This window comes from Rhodococcus sp. Z13 (genome assembly GCF_025837095.1).
Taxonomy (GTDB): Bacteria; Actinomycetota; Actinomycetes; order Mycobacteriales; family Mycobacteriaceae; genus Rhodococcus; species Rhodococcus sacchari.
Genome location: NZ_CP107551.1, coordinates 1,528,324 through 1,547,095 on the forward strand (window position 1 = coordinate 1,528,324; position 18,772 = coordinate 1,547,095).

Here is an 18,772-nt window from a genome sequence, read left to right on the forward strand (position 1 = left end):
GCACCTCGATTTCGGTGCGGGCCGGTTCAGTACACGTCGCGCACGTACCGCTTCTCGCGCTTGAGGGCGGTGACGTACTCGGCGGCCTGCTCGTCGTTCAGTCCGCCGTGCTCGGCGACGATCTCGTGCAGCGCCCGGTCGACGTCCTTCGCCATCCGCGACGCGTCACCGCAGATGTAGAAGTGGCCGCCCTCCTCGAGCCACGCGAACAGCTCCGCGCCGTTCTCCTTCATGCGGGTCTGCACGTAGATCTTCTCGACCTGGTCGCGGGAGAACGCCAGGTCCAGACGGGTGAGGACCCCCGAGTCGACGAACTCGTTCAGCTCGTCCTCGTAGATGAAGTCGCAGTCGCGCTTCTGGTCGCCGAAGAACAACCAGTTCTTCCCCGTCGCGCCCCGCGCCTTCCGCTCCTGCAGGAAGCCGCGGAACGGTGCGATACCGGTGCCCGGACCCACCATGATCATCGGCGCGGTGTCGTCGGCGGGAACCCGGAAGGCCTTGTTCTTCGACACGAAGATCCCCACCTTGCTCTCCCCGACCCGGTCGGCGAGGAAGGTCGAGCACACGCCGCGGCGCTCACGGCCGTCGGTGCCGTAGCGCACCGCCGCGACCGTCAGATGCACCGAACCCTCGCAGGCCTTCGGGCTCGACGAGATGGAGTAGGCACGGTGCTGCAGCGGACGCAGCAGCGCAAGGAACTGCTCGGCCGTCAGCTCGGGGGCCGGATCGAGCAGCAGCACGTCGAGGATGTCGCGGCCCCACAGCCACTCGTCCAGTGCCGCCTTGTCGCCGTGCCGCAGCACGTAGGTGAGTTCCTCGTTGCCCGTGTGCTTCTCGATCTCCTCGAGCAGGTCGACGGACGGCGCGGTGATCTCGTAGTTGTAGGTGAGCAGGTGCTCGAGCGTCTCGTCGTGCCCCGCGGGGACCGTCGCACCGTCGAGACCGAGCCGGGCGAGGATCGCGTGCACCAGTTCGGTGTCGTTGACGGGCACCACGTTCAGCGCGTCGCCGGCCTCGTAGTCGAGACCGGAATCGGCGAGCGCGAACTCGTAGTGCCGGATCTCCTTGCCCGAACCCGCACCGGAGAGCAGCACGTTCGAGGTCAGCACCGCCGGATAGGGATTCTTGCGGGTCCACTGCGACTTCGCCCGGGCCGGCGCCGCGGGAGCCGGCGCCGCGGCGACACCGTCGCCGACGATGCCCTCGACCGCCGCGACGAGCGGCAGGGTCTCGGCGATCCAGGCGGCGGCGGGCTCCTCGAACTCGACGTCGCAGTCCACCCGCGGCACGATGCGCTCGGCGCCGAGCTGCTCGAGCCGCATGTCGAGGAGCTTGCCGGTCTGACAGAACCCGTCGTAGCCGCTGTCGCCGAGGGCGAGCACTGCGAAGTGCATGCCCTCGAGGCGCGGCGCGGACTCCGCCGACAGCGCCTCCCAGAACAGCTCGGCGTTGTCGGGCATCTCGCCCTCGCCGTAGGTGGAGGTGACGATCAGGACCTGGCCGAGGGTGGTGAACCGCTCGAGGTCCATGTCGTCGAGGGCACACACGACCGGCGCGAAGCCCTGGGCGCGCGCCGCGGCCGCGGCGTCCTCGGCGACGGCTTCGGCGTTTCCGGTCTGCGACCCGTAGAGCACGTGCAGAGCGGGCGCCGAACCGGCGGTTCCGGCATCGTCGGCGGAACCACCGGAGAACAGGCGGGTCTGCATCCCGGCCACGAAGCCGGCGAGCCACGACCGCTGATCGGCGGTGAACGGAGCGTCGAGGGGAATGAACGGGCTGGTGGTCACGCGGAGGCTCCCATCGTGGACGCAGGAACGGTCGGCACGGCTGCAGGCGGCATCGACGCAGCGGCAGGCAATGTCGACGCAGCGGCAGGCACGGTGGCGAGGACGTTCGGGACCGCGTTGCGGGCGAACAGCTCCTCGTAACCGGGGAGGCGACCCGCGGCGTCGAGCACCTTGCGGCTCTGCAGGACGATCCAGCCGTAGGTGCCGGGCGCATCGATCGAGCGGACGTTGCGCAGGGCCAGCGCCTGCTTGTAGTCGTTCAGGCGCTTGTCGGCGACCAGCACCGCGAGCTGCTCGTCGGTGTGATCGGCGATCGCCGCGAGGGCGTACCGCTCGAGCTTCGCCACGAGGAAGAAGTCCTCGGTGAGCAGCAGGTTGCGCGCGGCCTTCTGCACCGCTGGATCCGACACGTCGGTGGCGCCGGGAACCTTCTGCAGCGCCATCTCCTGCGCGGCGGCGAGCACCGTGTAGTTGTTGAGCAGCGCGTACATCGCCTCGGTGTCCGTCGCGTCGGGGGTGGCCCCGCCGGCGACGGGCACACCCGTGCGGTAGCTCGCCTTGAACTTGCGCACCTGGTGGGCGACGAGCGCGGTGGCGACCTCCGCGGCGAGGTCCTTACGCGACGCCGCGGCCAGGATCTCGTCGAGGTCCTGGTACTGCAGCAGCGCACGGGGCATGCCGTAGGCGAAGTTGTGCTGCTCGACCTGCCAGTTGTCGATCAGGAAGCGGGCCCTCGCCGAGCCGGTGGCCTCGACGTGGAGGTGCAGCAGCTGCAGCACCGCGGCATTGTGGATCGCGGCCTGCGGATCATCGCCGGTGATCGACCCGAGCACGATCGAGTCTGCGCTGGCCTTGCGGGGGAGCAGGCCCTCGGGGTCGTACTGGTAGACGAACCCACCCGACATGCCGTTGCCGAATCCCTTGCCGAAACCACCGAGGTTGAGCACCGCACCGTTGGTCATGTACTCGCAGGCGAACTCGCCCACACCCTCGACGACGGCGGTCGCACCGGAGTTGCGCACCGCGAAGCGGTCACCGGCCTCGCCCTCGACGAACAGGCGTCCACCCGTCGCACCGAAGAGCGCGAAGTTGCCGATGAGCACGTTGCCGCCGCGCCGGTCGCTGCCGCCGCAGTAACCGATGGCGGCCCCGCCGCCGGGAGACCGCACCACGATCCGCCCACCGCACTGGCCCTTGCCGACGCCGTCGTTGGCGGTACCGGTGTGCTCGAGGTGCATGCCGTCGTTGCAGAACGCCCCGAAGGACAGGCCCGCCGAACCGGAGGTGGTGATCGTGACGGTGCCCTCGCGCAGCCAGCGGCGTCCACGCTCGTCCTCGAGCACGGACGGCAGCGCGCCGAGGTCCTCGTGGTTGAGCATGCGCTCGATGTCGACCGACAGCTGGGCGCCGACGCTCTTGTTGTTGTTCGTCAGCTGCACGCTGTCGCCGAGCGCGACGGTGAGCTCCTTCGCGTCGACGAGAGCCTCGCGCAACCGGACCACCCACGCGTCGTCGAGCGAGTAGTCCTTCTCCATGTACACGGGGTTGTCGATGTGCACCTCGGGCAGCACCGCGAGCATCGCCCGCAGGTCCAGCCGTCCCACGCTGGACGGGTGGTCGAGCAGGTGCAGCAGGTCGGCGCGGCCGCGCGCGTCGCGCAGCGAACGCAGTCCCAGGCGGGCGAGGAGCTCGCGGGTCTCGTGCGCGACGTTGAGCAGATACTGGGCCATCGCCCGCGGATCACCGTTGAAGACTTCGGGATTCGTGGTCAGGCCTGCCGGGCACTTGACGTTGCAGTTCTTCGCCATGACGCAGCCGAGCATCATCAGCGCGGTGGTGCCGAACTCGAAGCTGTCCGCCCCGAGCAGCGCCGAGACGATGACGTCCGACGCCGTCTGGTGCGCACCGGAGCAGCGCAGCACGACCTTGTCGCGCAGACCGTTGGCGGTGAGGGCCTGGTGGACCTCGGCCACACCGATCTCCGCGGACCGGCCCGCGTACTTCAGCGAGGTCACCGAGGCGGCACCCGTGCCGCCGGTGTTGCCGGCGACGTTGATGACGTCGGCGCCCGCCTTCGCGACACCCACGGCGATCGTGCCGATGCCCTCGGAGGAGACGAGCTTGACGATCACCCGCACCCGCGCCGCCTTGGCGTCGTGGATGAGCTGGGCGAGGTCCTCGATGGAGTAGGTGTCGTGGTGTGGCGGCGGCGAGACCAGTTCGACGCCCGGCGTGGCGCCACGCGCGGCGGCGATCTCCACGGTGACCTTCTTGGCGGGCAGCTGGCCGCCCTCGCCGGGCTTGGCGCCCTGCGCGATCTTGATCTCGATCTCCTCGAGCATCGGATCGGCGAGGTAACCGGCCCACACACCGAAGCGGCCGGACGCGAACTGCTTGATCCGCGAACCGCGGATGGTGCCGTAGCGGGAGATGTGCTCTCCGCCCTCACCGCAGTTCGACATACCGCCGACCATGTTGGTGCCGTGGGCGACGGCCTCGTGCGCGTTGGAGTTCAGCGCGCCGTGGCTCATCGCGCCCGACGCGAGCGCCGGGGTGATCTCGTGGGCCGGCTGCACCTGGTCGAGCCGTACGCTCAGCGGCGCCTGCCGGACCTGCGCGAGGTACTGCGCGGCCGCGCCGGCCGCCTCCACGGTGAGCGTGTCGCCGTAGCAGCGGGTGGAGACCACGTCGTCGCCGAACCGCGCGACCAGCGACGCGGCGAGCGCCTCGGGGCGGTCGTGGTCGTCGGCGAGCGGGCCGGTCAGGCGCAGCACGAACTCGTTCTCGCCCACGCGCGCGGCGGAGATGCCGCGCACGAGCATCGAGTTGTTGCCGAACCGGGCGAAGCGGCCCATCTCCTTGGTGAAGTCGTCGGCGGTGATCGCGTAGGTGACGTCGGCGGGCAGGGCGAGCACGTCGCGCAGTGCGGCGGGACGGTGGGCGCGCTCGTCGGCGACGGTGCGGGCGAACGCCCGGTAGCCGGGGGTGATCTCGAAGGAGTCGATCTCCTGCGGGGTCAGCGCGCGGAAGCCGCCGTAGCGGTAGGACGCGTCGTCGAGGCCGTGGGCGTCGGACAGCCGGTGCAGGGGCAGCAGCCGCAGCGCGTCGGTGAGATCCGGCTCCGCCTCCTTCTCGACCGGCAGCGTGATCGGCTCCTCGGTCATGTCCACGAAGCCGCGCACGGCGGTGGTGCCGAAGGAGTGCCCGGCACCCTCGGCGCGCTCCTTGAACAGGCCGAGCAGCGGGACGTCCTTCTCCGTCTCGACGGTGAGGGCACGGCGGTGCCAGTCTGCGACGGCCTGCGCGATGGTGGTGAAACCGACACCGCCGACGGGGGTCCTCACGTTGGGGAACCAGCGCGCGAGCACCTCGTCGTTGGTGTCGAGATAGCTCGGCTCGAAGAACTCGCCGCCGATGTACGACTCGACGGTGCACAGGCCGACGCGGCCCATGGTCTTCATGAGCGACTTCTCCGCGGCCTTGCGGAACTTCAGGAACGCGGCGTCGGCGTCGGCGTCGCCGTACTTCTCCTCGGCGCGCATCTGCACCGTGAGCGGGTAGACCGCGGCGGCACCGAAACCGAGGGTCGCGGCGATGTGGTGCGAGGAGAACAGCTGTCCCGACTCGACGATGACCGACACGCGCAGGCGCAGGCCGTCGTCGATGAGGCGCTGGTTCACTGCGGCGATCGCGAGGACCATCGGCAGCGCGGCACGCTCGGTGGACACGTGCCGGTCGGTGAGCACGGCGATACCGCCGGACTCGCGGGCGAACTCGGCGATCGCCTCGGCGACCCCGTCGATCGCGGCGGCGAGTGCGGTCGCGTTGGCCTCGGGATCGTCGAACACCGGGGTGTAGAGCATCTCGAAGCGCCGGAACGGGGTGTCGGACTGCTCCCGGATCCGCAGCATGTCGAGGTGCGTGAGAATCGGTGTGGGAACGACGATCTGGGTGGCGGAGGCGGAGGGCGCCCCGCTGCCGGGGCGGGCTCCCAGCGCGACGCGCAGCGTCATGCCGTCGGCCTCGCGGATCGAGTCCAGCGACGGATTGGTGACCTGCGCGAAACGCTGCGAGAAGTACTTGGCCACACCGCCTTCCTGATCGGACAGGGCGTTGATGGCGTTGCCGTAACCCATCGCGGAGATGCGCTCCTGACCCGAGGCGAGCATCGGATCGAGCATGAACCGGAAGGACTCCTGGTTGATGCTGTAGGAGACGTACCGCTGGTAGCGCTCGAGATCGCCGTTGTAGCGCAGTGGGGATCCGGCCTTCTCGGCGGGGATCTCGGGCAGGGCCCCGAGCTCGCGTCGCGCCTCGCCGACGAGTGTGGCGTAATCACGCTGGGCAGCAAGCAGTTCCAGTGCCTCGACGGTCTCGTAGGATCGACCCGTGGCGTGGTCGAAGTACAGCATGCCGCCGGCCTCGATGCGGCCGCGGCGCAGCACCGTCTCGGGCGCGAAACCGAACTGGCCGGCCTCGGAGGTGACCGCCAGGTACTCCTCGGTCTCGACGGTGCGCAGCGGACGCAGGCCGAGGCGGTCGAGGCGGGCGCCGACGACGGTGCCGTTGCCGAAGATCAGTGCGGCCGGGCCGTCGTTCTTCTCCTCGTACAGCGAGAAGAACTCGAGCATCGCGCGGACCTGCGGCGACAGGTCGGTGTCGTTCTCCCAGGCCGGCGGCATCATCTGCACGACGGCGGTGACGAGATCGAGGTCGTTGTGCGCGATCCGCGAGGCGAGGGTCTGGTCGAAGCGGCAGCTGTCGGACTGTCCCGGCGGGCGGATGATGTCGCGTCCCACCGCGCGGGCCTGGGCGCCCTCGAACAGCCGGTTCTTGCGGTCGGTGTTCAGCTCGCCGTTGTGCGCCATGAGACGGAACGGCTGCGCCATCGTCGGGTGCGGATCGGTGTTCGTCGAGAACCGGGTGTGGAAGAACAGCGTGTGCACCGCGTGCCGCGGATCGGTGAGATCGCGGAAGTAGGGGATGACCTCGTGAGAGTTCAAGCGGTTCTTGAGAACCTGCGTGCGCGCGCTGAGCGAGAGCGGGTACAGGCCGGCCAGCTCCGGCTCGGTGTAGGCGCGGGCCTCGACCTCGAGGAGCACGTCGTAGAGCAGGCGGTCGAAGTCCTCGACGGTCGCGCACGAGGCAGGACGCGAGAAGACCCACTGCCGGATCGGCAGCTGGTACTTCAGCGCCGTGGGACGCAGGGCGTCGTCCTCGACGGGGACGTCGCGCACGGCCAGGACGGTGACGCCGGCGCGGGTCAGTGCGGAGGAGACGAGCTCCTCGGCGGCGGGGTGCGCGGCCGCGTCGGTGGGAAGGAAGAAGTTGCCGACACCGAAATTACCGGCCTCCAAACTCTTTCCTGTGATCGCCGAGAAGAACGCGACCGACAGGTCGACGTTGACACCGGCGCCGTCGCCGACACCTTCGGCGGACATGCCACCGCGGTGCGGGACCACGCACAAGGCGTCGTGGCCGAGGGTGAGGACGTCGTGGGTCTGCACCCCGTCCTTGCGGGTGATGAAACCGACACCACAACTGCTCTTGTCCAGCGTGCTGTCGTACAGGCCGGTGTCACTGGCGTGCGTCACGGACTTCCTCCTCGGCACATCGAAGTCGGCGTCGACCGGCAGTGACGATGCGGAAGAACATGCGTGAGTGAGGCGCAGCTCCAGTAGGCGCATAGACGTGTGCCGGAGACGATCGGGAAAGGCAGACAACGTTGTCCGAATGCGCCGTGCGTTGCGACGTTGGAGCGCGCGAGCAGCACGGACCAGTGTAGCGCACGTGTTAACTCAGGTGACGGCGGTGTGGATCACAGCTGGTCGGGACCAAACGCCCCCTCGCGAGTGTGGTCTTGGTTACTCTCACGCCGGAACCGTCCTACGAGCAGGGGAGACCGAAGATGACGGACGTACTCGACCGCACGAAGATCTACATCGGGGGCCGATGGGTCGACTCCGACGGCACCGGCCGGATCGAGGTCGTCGATCCGGCGACCGAAGAGGTCATCGCCGTCGTCGCGGAGGGCACGACCTCCGACGTCGACCGCGCCGTGGCCGCTGCCAAGGCCGCCTTCCCCGAATGGGCGGCCCTCAGCGGCGCCGCCCGCGCCGCCTACCTCGAGAAGGTCTCCTCGCTCGCGAACGAACGCGCCGAGGAGCTCACCCGCATCGTGTCGCAGGACATGGGGATGCCCGCGCACTTCGCCCGCGCAATCCAGATCGGGATGCCGCTGAAGAACATCGCCGGCTACGCCGAACTGGCGGGCAGCTACGACTTCGACGACCGGGAGATCGGCAACGCCCTGGTGGTGCGCGAACCGATCGGCGTCGTCGGCGCCATCACCCCCTGGAACTACCCGCTGCACCAGGTGGTGCTCAAGGTCTTCGCCGCGCTCGCCGCCGGCTGCACCGTGGTCCTCAAGCCCACCGAGGTCGCCCCGCTGGTCACCTACGCGCTGATCGACATCGTCGACGAGGCCGGGCTGCCGCCGGGCGTGCTCAACGTCGTCAGCGGTTACGGCCCGGTCGTCGGTGAGGCCGTCGCCGCTCACCCGGACGTCGACATGGTCTCGTTCACCGGCTCCACCCGGGCCGGCAAGCGGGTCGCCGCGGTCGCCGCGGAGACCGTCAAGAAGGTCGCGCTCGAACTCGGCGGCAAGTCGGCCAACATCATCCTCGACGACGCCGACCTGGCCGCCGCCGTCACCGAGGGCATCGGCAAGTGCTACCTCAACTCGGGGCAGACCTGCACCGCCCTGACCCGCATGCTCGTGCCGGCGAACCGGATCGACGAGGCCACCGAACTGGCCGTGCAGGTCGCACGGGCCTACACCCTCGGCCTGCCGACCGACCCGCAGGCCAAGCTCGGCCCGCTCGTCAGCGGCACCCAGCAGGCCCGCGTGAAGGCGTACATCGACAAGGGGGTCGAGGAGGGCGCCGAACTGGCACTCGACGGCCGCGAGACCGGGTTCACCACCGGCTTCTTCGTCGGCCCCACCGTCTTCACGCGGGTCACCCCGGACATGACCATCGCCCGTGAGGAGATCTTCGGGCCGGTGCTGTCGATCATCGGGTACGAGGACGAGGACGACGCCGTGCGGATCGCCAACGACAGCGACTACGGCCTGTCCGGTGGGGTGTGGTCGGCCGACCCGGCGCGCGCCGAGGCCGTGGCCCGGCGCATGCGCACCGGTCAGGTCTACATCAACGGTGGTGCCTTCAACACCGACGCGCCGTTCGGCGGCTACAAGCAGTCGGGCATCGGCCGGGAGGCCGGCGTGTTCGGTCTCGAGGAGTTCCTGGAGATCAAGTCGATCCTGCGCTGAGCGCAGCGCTCGGCGTTCAGCAGTGGACGGCTCCGGGCACCCCGGTCGCGGCGGACTGCTCGGCGAGCCGGGCGACGAGCCGCTCGGTGCGGGTGCGGCCCGGGTGCACCACGGTGACGTTGATGCCGTGCGGGCCGAGTTCGTCGGCGAGATTCGTCGTCACCGCCGCGACGCTCACGTTGCGCACTCGTTCCGCTGCCGCCCGTGACGATGGCGCGCTTGCCGGTCGGTCCCGGATCCATGCTGTTCCTGTCGGGCGTGATGCCGAGAGGTTTCGACCCTGTGCCGGGTCGGTCCGGAACGAGAGGGTTGATCTCGGCGTGATCCGATCGCGGGGCCCGCATCACGGATCGGACACGGCGAAGGCCCTCGCACCGGGCGGTGCGAGGGCCTTCGTGAGCCGTGGATCAGGCCCGGGTGCGCCCCAGGCGCAGCAGCGTCATCGCCAGGGCGCTGCCGTCGGCACCGAGCTCCTGGAACCGGTTGAGCACGGCCATCTCCTCGGCCTGCGCCTCGCGGGTCGCAGCGGCGGCCTCCGCGGCCGCCCCGATGCGCTGGGACAGTTCCGAGCGACGCTTGATCACCTCGAGGATCTGAGCATCGAGAGCCTTGAGCTGGTCGAACATGTGCCCGAGCTCTGCCTCGGTCGACGACGCTTCGTCGACGGACGCGATGCCAGGCGAATCAAGCTGGACAGTCATGCAGACTCCTCCGGTCTCGTCTGAATCGTCACAGATTCTGTCGGCTTCCGGGCCATCGGCGTTACCGACACGTAGGAAAATTTTCTCGTCGTCCGCTCCCGGCATCGCCATCCCCCCCAGAAAACCGTCTCGTACTGGGAAAACACGAGATCGACCGCGGGGTATGGTAATTGTCACATTTGCGTCGCAGCAACCGGGCGCGCCGGAAGGCGGTGCCTCCGCTCGTCGGCGGCTCCTCGTCGGAGTCTCGAGGTAGCGTTCGCGCCACCGGCAGGGGGCGGGAGCGTCGGGGCTTCCGGTGGTCCGGAAGGGGGATCGATGCGCCGAAGTGTGGACCTGCGGGTCTCGATGTCGGTGGTCTGCGCCGCGGTCATGGGGATCCTCGCGGCGTTCCGTGCTGCCTCGATGGGGCCCGGGGCTACCCGGGGGGAAGCGATGTTCTTCCTCGTCCTCGCGGTGCTGATGCTTCTCACCGCCGCCTTCGGTGCCGTCTACTGGTGGCCCGGCCGCGGGGCGCCCCGGGTGCGGTTCGTCGATCGGGCCGGGTACGTCGGCACGGAGATCCGGGCCCGCGGGATCGTCTTCGCCCTGCTGGTCCTCATGGTCACCTGTGCCGGTTTCCTCTCCCTCGGCGCCGGTGTGGAGATCGTGCTCGGCAACGACGGGCTGCCCTGGGTGGGCGTGATCCTGCTGCTCGTCGCCGTGCCCTGTCCGGTCTTCCTCGCCGAGGTGGCACTCGGGCACGTCCGATCGACATCCCTGGTGCTCGCACCCGACGGGATACGCTCGCGGGGCTGGTCCGCCGAGTCGTATCTACCCTGGATCTCGGTGCGCCGCGTCCGGATGGTCCACCACGGCTTCCCGGAGGTCCTCGTCGAGGGTGACGAGGGGGCCGCGTGGGCCCGCCGCCGCACGAGCCGGCTGTTCTCCTTCGACCGGATTCCCGGCTCGCCCCGGATCGAGGTCGACGCACGGCGATTCGCCGTGGATCCCGAGCTGCTGCACCGTTTCCTGACGCTCTACGCCGAGCAGCCGCAGCTGCGTCGCGAGCTCGGCACACCCGTCGCGGCCGAACGGCTGCGCAGCGGATCGCTCCAGGTTGTGCGGTCGCGCTGAGGGCGGACCGCCACGCAGGTCGACGCCTCTTTCCTCGAACCCGTTCCCGAAGGTAAGTTCGAGACACGAAACGTGCGGCACTCGGTGCCGTAATCGTTGTGCTGAGACGTGTCGTACGAGATTGGACGAGGGATGACTACTCCGGAACGAATCGTCGTTGTCGACGGGGCGCGTACCCCGATCGGAAGCTTCGGCGGTGCCTTCAAGGACGTGCCGGCGCACGAGCTGGGCGCGGTCGCCGCGCGCGAGGCCCTGCAGCGCGCCGGTGTCACGGGCGAGGACATCGACGAGGTGATCATGGGCTGCATCGGCCAGGTCGGCCCCGATGCCTACAACGCCCGCCGTGTCGCCCTCGCGGCCGGCCTTCCGATCTCCACCCCGGCGCTGACCGTCAACCGCCTGTGCGGCTCGGGCCTGCAGGCCGTGTGGTCCGCGGCCCAGGAGATCCGCTGGGGCAGCGCCGACATCGCCCTCGCCGGTGGTGACGAGAACATGTCGCGGATGCCGTTCTACGACTTCGGTGCCCGCAGCGGTTACAAGCTCGGCAACCGTGAACTCGTCGACGGCACCGTCGCGATGCTCACCGACCCGTTCAGCGGCAAGCACATGGGTGTCACTGCTGAGAACGTCGCTGCCAAGTACGGTGTCAGCCGCGAGCAGCAGGACGAGTTCGCGCTCGAATCGCAGCGCCGCGCCGCCACCGACGCCGCCAAGGCCGCCTTCGCCGAGGAGATCACCCCGGTCGAGGTCGGGGGCCGCAAGCCCGTCACCGTGACCGAGGACGAGCACCCCAAGCCCGACACCACCCTCGAGGTGCTCGGCAAGCTGCGGGCAGCGTTCGTCTCCGACGGCACCGTCACCGCCGGCAACGCCTCGGGCATCAACGACGGCGCCGCGGCGCTGGTGCTGGCCCGCGAGTCCGTCGCCCGGGAGCGGGGCCTGGACACCTCGGTGGTGCTCGAATCGGTGGCCACCGCCGCGATGGAGCCCGAGCTGATGGGCTACGCCCCGACGCTGGCGCTGCGCAAGCTGTTCGACCAGAACGGTCTGACCCCGGACGACGTCGACACCGTCGAGCTCAACGAGGCGTTCGCCTCCCAGGCCGTCGCGGTGATCCGCGACGTGAAGCTCGATCCGGCCAAGACCAATCCGTACGGCGGCGCGATCGCCCTGGGCCATCCCGTGGGTGCGACCGGCGCGATCCTGACCCTGCGCGTCGCCAAGGACCTGATCCGTCGCGACCTCGAACTCGGCGTCGTGACCATGTGCATCGGCGGCGGTCAGGCCCTGGCTGCGCTGCTGCGCCGCGTGAAGTGACCCGCGGCTGTGCTGCTGCGCCGCGTGAAGTGACCCGCGGCTGTGCTGCTGCGCCGCGTGAAGTGACCACCCGGCCGCGGTAGCGGCCGCACGGGAGAACACCGAGGAGGCGGTGGGTGCGACGTCCGTCGCACCCACCGCCTCGTCACATGTGGGGGCCGACGAGCGGCCGGGCGTGGCGGCCGTGACCGTGCTCGCGGACCAGGGTCGCCACCGCCGCACCGTCCTCGTCCCGATGGATCTCGTACACGTCCAGCTCGGCCTCGTGCGACACGCACCGCCAGGAGGAATGCCCGGTCGCGAGGACATCGAGGTCGCGCCGGGTCAGCAGCTCCACCAGCGTCCCGGCCGTCGGCTCGTCCATCCCCGCGAAGACATCGTCGAGCACCACCGGACGCCACGCCCGATCGCTCTCCGGCAGTCCCGACAGGCACAGGTCCACGGCGGCGAGCATCGTCGCGTACGACACGAAACGCAGCTCTCCGCGGGAGATGCGGGCGCGCGGGGAGATCCGTCGTTCCCGCCCGGTCTCCGGGCCGGTGAGCGTGACCTCGACGTCGTGCCACCGCCGGGGATCGAGTGCCCGCGCCAGGTGCTGCACCCAGCCCGCGGCCGGGTCGGCGGCGTACGACCGCTCGATGCGACGACCCAGCACCTCGGCGAGTTCCTCCGCAACCTCCGCGGTGGTGGGCTCCGCGAACAGGTGGGCGAGCTGCTCCGCGTCGGGATCCGCGTGCGCGGGAACCCAGCCGAGACGCACACCGATCCCGTGGGTGGTGCGGGTCGCGGTGAGACACTCGTCCACCTCGTCGACCAGCCGCCGTGCCCGGTCGAGACACCGCCGCACCTCGTCGACCGTGCCACCGAGCATCACCGTCGTGAGCACCTCGCGCTCGCGCTGTGCCATCTGCCGCCGGTGCTCCTCGACCCGCCGCGCGAGGGTGGTGAGCAGCGCCGCCGGGGTGCGGACGTCGCCGTTCTCGGCGATCCGCACCCGATGGGTGCCGTCCTCGGCCGTGTGCTCGACCGTGAACCGTCCGGCCGTGTCGCGGTCGAATCGCCGCACCGCGTCGAGGAGGGCGTCCTCGTCGGTCTCCGAGGCCGGTGGCAGGGCATCGAGCAGCTCCTGCGCCACCGCGCGGACGTGCTCGGGGTCGTCGGGCCGGGTGAGGGCGTCCGGGAGCGGCACGGACCCCGGGCCGTCCGCGAGCGCGGCCCGGAACTCGCACAGCCGCCACGCCAGCCGTTCCCCGGCGGCGAGGAGGTCCGCTCGGTCCCGCTTCAACCGCGCGCGGGCCGCGGCGCACCGCTGCCGGACCTCCGCGACCGCGCGACCGAGTCCCTCGCGGTGCGCCACGGTGCGACGGCACTGCTCGTCGGCGCGGGCCCGTTCCTCCTCCGACCGGCGCAGTTCCCGTTCCAGTTCCGCGACGTCGAGGTCGGCGGCCGCCGCCCGGGCCGCGGCGGCCGCGGCCGCCGCGTGCCATTCGCGCCGGCACGAGTCGGCGAGCTCCTCCGCGTCGACCCGCACCGACGTGGACAGATCGAACCGTTCGACGGCGGCGGCGAAACGGGTGCGTGCCGCATCGACCTCCGCGAGATCGCGGGCCAGCTCGGAGCAGGCGGTCTCGGCGGCGCGGCAGGCCTCGACGAGGGCCTCGAGATCGGCGAGGTCGGCAGGCACCCCGGCGTGACGGCACAGGGCCCGGTGGGTCTCCAGTTCGGTACTCCACTGCGCCCGCAGTGCGGTGGCGCGGTCGCGGAGCCCGACCGCGGTGGTGACGGCAGTGTGGACACCGGCGGTGACCTGCCGGCGCCGGTCCAGGGCCGCGCGCAACGCCCCGGAATCGGGGGCGGTCGCCAGATGGTCGTCGATCTCCCGGCGACGACGGGCGGGATCGGGGGTGTCGACCAGGCGCTTGCGTTCCGCGAGGTCGAGTCGTGTGAGGTCCGCGCGGATCTCGTCGAGCCGCACCCGCCGTGCCGCGGTGGCGACGTCGCGGGCGGCGCGCCCGATGTACCGCGCGGTCTCTGCGGTGTGCCGCCCGCGCAGGACCCCGTTGTGCCAGCGTCCATCCCGTGACACCGACGCCACCGCGGCCGGGTCCTCGAAGCCGATGGTGTTGAGCACCGCGGTGATCGCCGCGGCGGGCAGCCCGGCGTCGGGGTCGGGCAGCAGCACCGTCGACAGCGGCTGGGCGGGAGGTTCGCCGCGTGGGGAGACGAGGACCTGCCCGCCCTGCGCGCGCAGACGACCCTCGCTGTCGATCATCGCCGTGAGGAAACCCGCTGCGAGCAGGGCGGATTCGATGCCGGTGCGGTCGTCGTCGCCGAGGGTGCCGGCGAAGTCGACTGCCTGCCAGAAGGGCACACCGTCGGTCCGCGGGTGCCAGGCCGCAGGCCGGGGTCCTTCGCTCTCCTGCCGGAGCGCTGCCTCCTCGTGCTCCAGGGCCTCGCGGGCGGCGCGGTCGAGACGGTCCCGGGTCTCGCCGGCGGCCGCGGCCTCCTCGCACTCGGCGATCGCGGCGCGGGCCGGCTCGCGGGGCAGGTCGTCGACCTCGTCGAGCACCTTCCCCGCATCCTCCGGATCCTCGAGCAGAGCGTCGAGCCGCTCGGACAGATCGTGCAGGAGACCGACGCGTTCACGTCCCACCGCCGGCAACAGGGCGAGGGTGCGGTCCGCGATGATCCACTCGCGCCAGCGGTGCAGCAACGCGGACGCCGCCGCACCGACCCGGGTCTCGGCCTCGGCGACCTCGGCGGTGAGACGCTCGGCCTCCCGGCCGGCCCGGTCGGCGATGCTCTGCGCCTCGCGCACAGCGTATTCCGCGGCCTCGAGACGACGGGCCTCCACGAGACGGCGATCCGCCTGCTCGCGGCGCCTCCGCACCTCGGCGCCGGCCCGCTCGACGGCCTCGCGCACCGGATCGATCTCGTCGGGGACGAGGTGTACCAGCGGCACGGTCGGCCGGACCACCGGCTCGGGGGCGGTCTCCCGCCCCGTCCGGACGGAGCCGAGAGCGGGTGCGACACGGTCGATCCCGAGATACAGCGGCCCGGGAACGGGATCGCCCGGCAGACCCACCGGAGCGAGGGCGGAGCGTGCCGTCCCGAGACGTTGCGCGGCGCGGGTGACGGCGGCGGTCAGCTCGTCGAGCAGGACCGCGGCGTGCTCGGCCTCGGTGTGCTCCTGGTGGCGGGCGTGCTCGGCGGCGTCCGCCGTGAGGTCGGCGGTGCGGGCGAGCGCGCCGACCGTGGCCCGACTCTGCGCGAGATCCTCTGCCGTGCGGAAGGATCCGTGGGAGGTGAGACCGCGCAGGGCGTGATCGAGTTCGTCGATCTGATCGCGCCGCTCCTGCCACCGCACCTCGGCCGCTGCGACCTGCGTCCGGAGATCGGCCTCCTCGGCCTCCGCGGCGGCGCCCTCCCGTCGGGTCTCGGACACGCGCTGTGCCGCGGCACGGGCCGCCTCCGCGTCGGTGCGCAGGGCCTCCGTGGCGTACCGGCGGAGGACCTCGTGGAAGAGCTGCAGCCGGTCGTGCTCGGTCTCGAGCCGGATCTGCTCGCGCCGGGTCTCGTCGAGCAGGTCGAGTTGCCCAGCGGCCGCCGCGAACACGTCCTCCGGCAACGGTGGCAGCGCGTCCGTGAGGCTCCGGGCGAGGTCGTCCGTGCCGGGACGATCACCCGTATCGGGGGAGCGCAGCAGGTGCAGCAGGTGCAGCAGAACGGAATACCGTTCGAGCCCGGCCTCGCCGCGCAGCCCGAAGACCCGTTCGGCGACCCTCGCACGGTGTCGTTCGGGATCGCGGGTGACGTCGTCCGGTCCGACGAGCCGGGTGAGTTCGTCGCGGGACAGCGGGACGCGGTGCTCGTCCACGAGGTGCAGGTCGACTCCGACGCGCAGGTTCGTCGTGAAGAAGTGCACCTCGCTGCGATCGGTGGTCGCGCTGTACCGGAGGCGGGCGACGATCGTGAGAGTATCTGCCGTTCCGGACAGTTCGAGCCACAGGAAACCGACGCGCTCGTCCTGTCCCGTCGCGCCGGTGCGCATGAGTTCGTCGAGATCGACCCGCCCGGCGCCGCTCGCGTCCAGCCGGGTGCGGTCGCCGTCGAGCAGGAAGGGCAGCAGCATTTCGAGGGCGCGGGTCCTGCCCACGCCGGTCGGGCCCCGCAGGACCAGGCGGCCCCCGGAGGCGACGAACTCGACGTCGGCGAAGTGCCAGACGTTCAGGATCCCGGCACGCGACAGACGCCGGCGGTCCGGGAACGGCAGCACACGAGGCCCGTCGGAGGAGGGAACGGCGAAATGCGTCATCGGCGGGAACCTCCGGGCGGGACGGGCCGGTACCGGGCTGCTGCGGCGGTGAGGGTGAACCCGCCGTCGTGGGGGCGGGCGAGGTTCAGGCGCACGAGCAGTGCGGTGACGTCGCGGCGGAACGATGCGGGGTCGCGGACGGAGGCGGTACCCCGCAGCCGCCCGGGAGCGGGGGTGAGCCCGGCGAGGATCTCGTCGGCGGTGGCGTCGTCCACCTGTGGCTCGGCTCCCGCATCGGTTTGGCGGGCGGCGAGTTCGGACACGAGGAGCAGAGCTGCCCGCTGGACGGGACCGGGGCCGGGGAACTGTTCGTCGGTGAGGGTGCCGTCCGGGTCGTACGCCAGGGCCCCCTCGGCGCGGATCTCGAGGACGAGCCCGAAGTCCTCCTCGAGCCGGCGGGCCAGTTCGTGCCGGTCGCGCACGAGCACCTCGGCCGTCTCGGCGTCGAGTTCACTGCGGGACACGAACGGGTCCTCCACCAGGCGGCGGTAGAGCCGGACGGCCGCCGGTACCGGCTGTGGGGTTGGGTGGGTGTGCGGGGCGGGGGGCAGGTGCACGGTGGTCAGGTGGGGGAGCAGATCGCGGTGCACGGTGAAGGTCGGGCCGGAAGTGCCCTCCGGCGAACCGGATCCGGTGAGCACACCCCATTCCTCGAGGAGTTGCAGGGCCGCGTCCAGGTCGCGTCGTGCGGACGCCTCGCCCCCGAGGGGTATGCCGAGATCGGCCGCGTCGACGCGGACCTGTTCCCGCAGCCGCGCGGCGGACACCTCGTCGCCGGTACCCGGCACCAGCAGGGCCGCGCAGGCCAACGCGAGGCACGCGTAGGTGGTGGGACCGAAGTGGTCTCCGTCCGCGTGCCGCGCACCGCGGGGCGGGGAAGCCGGGTCGAGCGGTGCCTTCTCGAGCCGGGCGAAGGTGGGCCCGACGACGAGCCGGTAGCCCAGCCGCTCGGCGAACATCGCGGTCAGGGCGGGAGCGTGACGGCGCGCCGCCGCGACGGTCACGGGATCGGTGGCGGAGGTGACGATCGGTTGCTGCAGCAGGGCGCGCGCCGCTTCCCGGCGCTCCACCGCGTCCCGCGCGGCGGTGAGCGTGTGCGGTGCGGTCACCGGGCGACCGTCCCGGACTCGACCCGCTCGCGCAGGAACGCGGGGACGGCGACGGGTTCGGTGTGCCACCACGACGTGCCCGCACCGGCGCGCGGATCCGGTTCGCGGGGGCCGCACAGCAGGTGCCGGCTCGGATGGGTACCGAAGGTCGCGGCGAACAACCGGTGGGCCTGCGCATCCGGCGCGTCGGCGAAGCGGCGGGCCAGGCGCAGCAACTCGGCGCGGTGCGAGCCGTCCGGTGCTCCCGTCCCGGTCCGGTGGGCGTGCGTGAGCAGGCGGTTCAGGGCCGCCGCCGCGGCCTCGCGTACGCGGCGCGGTCCCGCATCGTCGGCGTACCACCGGGCCAGTGCCTCCCACTCGGCCCGGTCGCGCCCGGGGGAGGTGAACGTGCCGGGAAGGGCCGCGAGCAGCAGGTCGAGCCGGGGGAGGATCTGCGACAGCCGGGTGGCGACGCGGGGTGCGTGCCGCCGGACGTCGGCGGCGTGCCTGTCGACCTGCTCGATCAGGGTGTCGACTTCGGCCGCGTCCCGGGGCGGGGTCTGCTCCCACCGGCCCAGGACCTCGGCCAGCTGGGCGTGGAGGTCGGCGACACCGGCGGTGAACCGGCGGTGGTGGTCGAAGACCGCGGTGACCTGCGCGGACGGCTCGAGTACAGAGGCGGTGGCGTCGAGGAGGTCGTCGAGTGCGTCGACGAGGGGGCCGAGCGGGGCCGGCGCGATCCCGCGGGTGTCCTCCCGGGATGCGAGCAGCGCGGTCGTCTCCCGGTGCACGCGGACGCCTGCCGGGGTGATCCGGTAGCGGACCGTGCCGGATCCACCGTCCCCACTCGTGCCGGGGTGCACGGCCGCGAGGTTCCCCCACCCGACCAGCTGCCGGCAGCTGGCCTCGGCGCGTTCGGGGTCGAGGGCCCGGCCCCGGGCGGTACAGGCCGCCGCAACCTGCTCGGCGGAGAGTTCGGCGGGCAGGAGATCGGTGAAGCAGTCCAGCACGGCGAGGTGGTCGTCGGCGTCGTCCACGACGAGGTGACGGAAGAGATTCCGGTCGGCGTCCCGGCCCATCCGAATCCCCCTCCCGAGTGCTCTGCGGTACCGACA

10 protein-coding genes are annotated in these 18,772 nt (G+C 71.3%); 3 read left to right on the forward strand and 7 right to left on the reverse strand.

Annotated features, from left to right (window positions below; all coding sequences use genetic code 11):
• Positions 1–26: 26 nt before the first annotated feature.
• Together OED52_RS07000 and OED52_RS07005 are read right to left on the reverse strand one after the other, a co-directional pair.
• Positions 27–1,787 carry a sulfite reductase subunit alpha gene (locus tag OED52_RS07000; protein ID WP_264153935.1) on the reverse strand — a complete coding sequence of 587 codons (1,761 nt, stop codon included), beginning with the start codon at positions 1,785–1,787 and terminating at the stop codon, positions 27–29.
• Positions 1,784–7,381: a glutamate synthase-related protein gene (locus tag OED52_RS07005; protein WP_264153936.1), complete on the reverse strand. Its 5,598-nt coding sequence runs from the start codon at positions 7,379–7,381 to the stop codon at positions 1,784–1,786. Before OED52_RS07005 ends, OED52_RS07000 begins: the two co-directional genes overlap by 4 nt.
• 314 nt (positions 7,382–7,695) lie before the next feature.
• Between OED52_RS07005 and OED52_RS07010 the strand changes: the two genes are divergently transcribed.
• Positions 7,696–9,120: an aldehyde dehydrogenase family protein gene (locus OED52_RS07010; protein WP_264153937.1), complete on the forward strand. Its 1,425-nt coding sequence runs from the start codon at positions 7,696–7,698 to the stop codon at positions 9,118–9,120.
• A 16-nt stretch (positions 9,121–9,136) separates the two neighbouring features.
• Here the strand turns inward: OED52_RS07010 and OED52_RS07015 are convergent, their stop codons facing one another.
• Together OED52_RS07015 and OED52_RS07020 are read right to left on the reverse strand one after the other, a co-directional pair.
• Positions 9,137–9,298: a hypothetical protein gene (locus OED52_RS07015; protein WP_413247725.1), complete on the reverse strand. Its 162-nt coding sequence runs from the start codon at positions 9,296–9,298 to the stop codon at positions 9,137–9,139.
• Positions 9,299–9,527: 229 nt separating this feature from the next.
• Positions 9,528–9,821, reverse strand: coding sequence for a chorismate mutase (locus OED52_RS07020; RefSeq protein WP_264153938.1), 294 nt, complete (start codon positions 9,819–9,821; stop codon positions 9,528–9,530).
• 318 nt (positions 9,822–10,139) lie between these two features.
• Here OED52_RS07020 and OED52_RS07025 point away from each other — a divergent pair, with 318 nt between their 5' ends.
• On the forward strand, positions 10,140–10,937 hold the full coding sequence (locus OED52_RS07025) for a hypothetical protein (protein WP_264153939.1): 798 nt from the start codon (positions 10,140–10,142) through the stop codon (positions 10,935–10,937).
• A gap of 132 nt (positions 10,938–11,069) precedes the next feature.
• A complete protein-coding gene (locus tag OED52_RS07030) occupies positions 11,070–12,254 on the forward strand; it encodes a thiolase family protein (RefSeq protein WP_264153940.1) in 1,185 nt (394 codons plus the stop codon).
• A gap of 145 nt (positions 12,255–12,399) precedes the next feature.
• Here the strand turns inward: OED52_RS07030 and OED52_RS07035 are convergent, their stop codons facing one another.
• Genes OED52_RS07035 through OED52_RS07045 form a run of 3 tightly spaced genes read right to left on the reverse strand, consistent with a single transcriptional unit; the run spans position 12,400 to position 18,736 of the window.
• The gene (locus OED52_RS07035; protein WP_264153941.1) at positions 12,400–16,569 is read right to left on the reverse strand and encodes a TIGR02680 family protein; all 4,170 of its coding nucleotides are present in this window, start codon (positions 16,567–16,569) and stop codon (positions 12,400–12,402) included.
• Positions 16,566–17,678, reverse strand: coding sequence for a TIGR02678 family protein (locus OED52_RS07040; RefSeq protein WP_264153942.1), 1,113 nt, complete (start codon positions 17,676–17,678; stop codon positions 16,566–16,568). Before OED52_RS07040 ends, OED52_RS07035 begins: the two co-directional genes overlap by 4 nt.
• Positions 17,675–18,736 carry a DUF2397 domain-containing protein gene (locus tag OED52_RS07045; protein ID WP_264153943.1) on the reverse strand — a complete coding sequence of 354 codons (1,062 nt, stop codon included), beginning with the start codon at positions 18,734–18,736 and terminating at the stop codon, positions 17,675–17,677. The genes OED52_RS07040 and OED52_RS07045 overlap by 4 nt, the downstream gene beginning before the upstream one ends.
• Between the last annotated feature and the right edge of the window lie 36 nt (positions 18,737–18,772).

What these genes read in the sequence shown, in the direction of transcription:
- OED52_RS07010 (WP_264153937.1), top strand. Translation starts at nt 7,696, where the DNA reads ATGACGGACGTACTCGACCGCACGAAGATCTACATCGGGGGCCGATGG.
- OED52_RS07020 (WP_264153938.1), bottom strand. Translation starts at nt 9,821, where the DNA reads ATGACTGTCCAGCTTGATTCGCCTGGCATCGCGTCCGTCGACGAAGCG.
- OED52_RS07025 (WP_264153939.1), top strand. Translation starts at nt 10,140, where the DNA reads ATGCGCCGAAGTGTGGACCTGCGGGTCTCGATGTCGGTGGTCTGCGCC.
- OED52_RS07030 (WP_264153940.1), top strand. Translation starts at nt 11,070, where the DNA reads ATGACTACTCCGGAACGAATCGTCGTTGTCGACGGGGCGCGTACCCCG.
- OED52_RS07035 (WP_264153941.1), bottom strand. Translation starts at nt 16,569, where the DNA reads ATGACGCATTTCGCCGTTCCCTCCTCCGACGGGCCTCGTGTGCTGCCG.
- OED52_RS07045 (WP_264153943.1), bottom strand. Translation starts at nt 18,736, where the DNA reads ATGGGCCGGGACGCCGACCGGAATCTCTTCCGTCACCTCGTCGTGGAC.